Raw genomic sequence first — 5,318 nt, forward strand, 5'->3', positions numbered from 1 at the left:
TCTACAGTTTTTGCTGCAGCGGCGGGTCTTTTAGGTGCGGTAGGTGTTAATTTTGCTGAGGCTCGAGATTACTCTTCGGCTAATACTGTGCTTGCTGGTTTAATAGGCGCGGGCGAGGGTGATATTTCTGCCAGTACTTATGTTGAGCCAAGTACATTAACACGTTCTTATGGTGTTAATGTAGGAGGTGTTGTGGGACTTGGTGCTTCATTTGCTTACTCTAAAGTTGATACTGAATCTCAAGTTACGGTCAACGATTTTACATTGTTTAAAGATAATGCAGAGGTTTTAATTAATGCGCAAACCGGTGATGGTACAGATGCTCAGTATGTGAGCGCTGATGCTCAGGCTCTTTCGGCAGTCGGAGGGGCATTCTCTGGTGCAGGTGGTTATGCAGACGCTGAAAATACATCTGAAACAACCGTCAATATAGGTGATTTTGTTACCTTGCCAGGTGATGATTTTACCGTTAATGCGCGTAATCACTCTCGTCAAATAGCTGAAGCAAAAGGTTATTCGTTTGGTATAGTGGCTGGTGGCTATACGGAGTCTTATTCAACCTCTAAAACCTCAACACGTATCCTTTTTGGTGTTGACCCGATCGGCCTTGGCCGCTTAGGTGACTTTAACCTTGATGTTGTCAGTTTAGATGAGAACCAAGCTTTTACAACGGCGGCCGGTGGTGGTTTTGCCGCTGGCAACGCTGCTATTTCTAATGCCGATACCTTAAATAAATCAAACAGTAAAAAAGCTGCCTATATTGAAATTGCAGACTGGTCATCTAATTACAATAATGTGCCGATGACGGCTGATGATGTGAATATTAGCGCCTATCATGAGTCTAATTTCTATGCGGCAACTGACTCTACCACAGCATCGTTAGCAGGTGGCACTGGTGCTGAGGCTGATGTTGAAGTCGATAACGATGCAGAGGTTGTACTTGGCGATTATGTAAGTTTTGAAGCACTTAATGTCGATATCGATGCGCGCAATGAAGCAAAACGCCTAGATTATGCTTGGTACGACAGGTTCGAGGCAAACGTTTATGCTGGCTCTGGTGGCGGTTTTAATGGTACGGCAGGGCTTTCTTATAATAATGTAAAAGGCGTTAACTCGGCAGTCACATTGTCGGATGATGTGTTGTTGAGAATTGGCTCTCTGGCTTGGTTAAACGATTCAACGGATCATGATATTACTATAGACGCCTCCTCGCGCTTCTTTGTTAGAGATTCTGCTGTATTAAAAGTGGGTGGTGGTTTCCAAGGTGCAGGTACGCTTTCAGATATTAACTTAACTACTAATAATGCGGTGACTATTGGTGATGATGTTGTTATTGATAACATCGTTGGTGAGATAGGCATTGGTACTTACACCAGCGGTACAGTCAATGGTGAAGCCTCTGTCAACGTATGGGCAATTGCTGCGATCGCAGGCGCGGATACTGATGTAGATATAGTTTACAATAACCGTGTTGTAATTGGCGACGATGTTACTATTAATGCTCGCGAAGGCGTAGGTATCTATGCCGGTCGAGCTTCTGATTATTTTGCTGAAAATCAAGTTGCTGCAAGTGCTAACACCAATATAAATATTACTGCTATTCGTGACGCAACAGCATCTAGCTCTGCTAAAGCTGATGTTGACTCTAACAATTATCTTGAATTTGGTGACGATATATCGATTGGCTCAGACCATGATGTCACCATCGAATCGAATAGAGGCGATGTATATGCTGAGGGAAATGGTGTTGAGGAGACTGGCTGCCTTGGCGGTATAGGCACTTGTGTATCGACATTTGGTTCGGGTGATGTTGATGACTCATCGAGCATGGCATTTAAAGGATCTGGCAATATCGTAGCTGGGCAATTTGCTTACCAATTTGTTTCTATTAATAAAAATGGCGGATTCAGTGATTCTACTTCTGCAACAGACAATCCATTTGACTCTGTTTCATTGTTAGATGATAAGTACTCCTCTCGGGCTACATTGCAATCCTATATTGACGATTTACAGGCTCTGGTTGATGAATATGAGGCCTGGGAAGAAACTGATACCAATGATAATCAAGGCAATATTGCTGATGGCGCTGATGAAAATGGTGCAGGTTCTGGTGCGACAGGAGGAACAACCTCTAATGATGATACCGGTGCTAGCAATCCTTATGAGCAAGAAATTAGCGAGCTTAAAATCGAGATTGCTGATTTGTCGGTGATTGTAGATAGTTTATCAAGCGTTGAAAATGATGTCATTGAAGTGCGCGACTTTTATGCTGCAGCAGGTAATATCAATCTTGTTGCTGATGACATTAGCCTTGATGGAGGCTCAAACAATAGGCCAACTTTCACTGCTAAAGGTGACGCTGAAATTATCATCGACAATAAATCTGATAAGCACCTGATGGTGAATAACTTAGAGATTGCTAATCGAATAGGTGGTAGCGTCAATATTCAGGGTGGCGCTTTCATTCCTGATACTTATATCAATGAGCAATCGGGTACTGAACCAGGCATACATATCGATCATAATCCTGATTCGAGCAAAATCAATTACCAAAATGCTGATGTCATTATTGATGGTGACATCACCAACTTAGCTTCAAGTATTAATATCTCTCTTGGTGAGGGTGACTTGCTTCAGCAAGCTACTATTGAAGGTTTAAGTATTAATTTAGATGTTTCTAAAGGTTCACTAGTGCTTAATAACCCTAATGTGGAGCAGTCTTATGGCCGTTCGCCAAGCTCATTGGTTAATTTTGTAGATAAGTGGAAGCCTTCTAGTGCAGAGGACTTTGTTCATTATTGGGTTAATGAAAAGTATTTAGCTGATATTAATGGTGCATTAGAAACAGATATTAATAGTGAGCTAGGAATAGATGAGCAAGAAATGCTAGCATTTAATGCTTGGTTCTCTGGTACTGGTATTAAGCATCAAGGTAGACAAGACTCTTATTATAATAGGTATACCAAGCCTGATGATGCAGGTGCCGATGGCTATCATACTATTCATGTTTATCTAAATTGGGGTTTTCATAATTCGCAAGAAACAGCTGATTGCAGCTCTACTATAGATTGTAATATTTGGGGTGCGTTTGGCTCAAATAGTGGCAGTCGTGGTGGCACTTACTGGAAATTCGATAATATCCTCGATAAGCGTGATTATCTTGTAAGAACTGCTACATATAATCAAGTGAAGTCTGACCTTGGCTCACCTGCTAGCTCTATCATCGGTGAGAAGGTTGTTATTAATGCTAAGCGCTTAGATATTAACGGTACCATCGAGGTTGGAACAGATAATAACTGGTCAGTGAATGTAGGCAGTGGCTTTGATACCGCTATTGCTTCTTATATTGCACAAAAAGGTTTGTCTGCAGGAGATACAGTTGAAATTTCACCGGGCGATGTGTGGAGTATAAGAAGCGATAACCCCCTTTATCAGCCTAGCTTCTTTAAGCCAAACTATAACCCAGAACGTTTCTTGTATACCAATATTAATTCACAGGTTACAGTAGATTCTAACGCTTCAGATATCACACTCACCTATGATGTTGGCGACGGTAAGCTTTATGTTGACAATATGCCTGTATCAGGCGGTGGCTATGTGTCGATTAATGCCAAGATTTCTTCAACAGGCGCAGAAGGTAAAATCAAAGTTAAAGATGGTTTAGGCCAAATTGATATTGATAACTTATCTAACACAGAGCTTGTTATTCATAACCTGAATGCAGGTGAAAATGCTGAAGGCATTATTAAAATTGTTGATAAGAATTATTCATCAAACAAAGCCCAGTGGTATGTTCATAACCCAGGTGGAAGAATTGAACACTATGAAACGAATTCTTACGCAACCAGTTATAATGATTCAAGCTCTCGCCATAAAGGTTCGGTAGGCACTAACTCTACTAACTATAATACTAAAGCTGGTCAGCTTTTTTATATTAGAGAGGGTGCAGAAATTAAGCGCAGCTTTAATGCACCTGACGATGGTTATTTTGGTAAATATTCAGACGTTGTGGGCGAATGGCAATACGATACTTATTGGAATACTGAATATTCTGGTTATACCAGTTGTACGTCCTATGCCTCAGTATGTACTGGTGGTTCAGCAACAGACTATATTCGTCATGAGTATGATGCTGACGGTGTTTCGCAAACCTGGTATGGCTCTTGGAACTTAAGTTACAGCAAATATTATGGTAGTAGCCTTACCGATGAAGACCCAGCGGTAAAAATTGCTAAAGAACTAGATATGCAAACCCATACCTATGTTAAGGCTGACCATTCGATTGCTTTAGAATTTGCTGGCTCAGCAACAGGCCTTATTGATATTGATTCTAAGGCCTCTGTTAATTTAACTGGGACGATTTACAACCCGAATGGTACCACTGATATAACCTCAACTCATGGTAAGATTATTTCAGAAGGCTCAGCTTCGATTAACTCAGATGTTGTTAGGCTTCAGGCGAATGGTGAGATTGGCCAGTCAACCAGCCCTATGAATATCATTGCTAATACTGTGAATTTAGCTTCAAGCAATGAGTCGGTTTTTGCTCATCTAACAGGCTCAAACGAAAACATTAAAGTTGAAAAAATTAATGCTAAATATGCGGTTGATATTCTTTCGAATAAAGACTTGAAATCAGTTGGAAATGGCACGCATATTTCTGCAAATACTATAGATATTGAAACCCAATCTGGCGGTATCGGCGAGGTCGGCGTTAACACTTTTAATGTTTCTGCATCAGGTGTTGTTAGTATGCGTGCAGGCTCAGGTGATATTTCTGTTAGTCAAAATAAAGGCAATTTAGCCATTGGTGAATGGGCTGCAACAGGTGGTATATCAATTTCTTTGGACGATGGTAGCCTCGTTAACGGTATAAATGAGAATTTATATACCGAAGAAGAGCAAGCTTATATGGCTACCGTCTGGGATACTTTAGATTTGCTTGATGATGATGCCGCTAATATGGTTGTTGAGGCTTATGAGAGTCAGGTTGAATCTCGATATCATGGCTTATGGTTGATTAAGCAGCGCGTCGATGATGACTCTGATGCAAGCTTTGCTATTAATGCTGCTTATATTGATAGCTTTAAATTGCGATACCAACAGCAGCAAGCAGCAATTGGTAATGATATAGATCTGGCTTCGATCACTGATGCTGAAGTGACAGCCTCAGTTAAAGCAGAATATCAAGCGCATACGGCGTGGCTGGATACAGAATTTGGTAATGATGGCTGGCCATTTAGCTTAAGTAATTCGGATGTGTACGATAACAGCTATAGCTTTACTGTCGTTGATGGAAGTGATCTGCATAAGCAATT

The 5,318-nt window shown here is 41.0% G+C and carries 1 protein-coding gene; it reads left to right on the forward strand.

Going from position 1 to position 5,318, the window contains the following annotated elements; genetic code table 11:
* On the forward strand, positions 1-5,318 hold a 5,318-nt coding region (locus HRU21_11305; protein NRA42875.1), incomplete at both ends, for a hypothetical protein.

Source organism: Pseudomonadales bacterium, from assembly GCA_013215025.1.
Classification (GTDB): domain Bacteria; phylum Pseudomonadota; class Gammaproteobacteria; order Pseudomonadales; family DT-91; genus DT-91.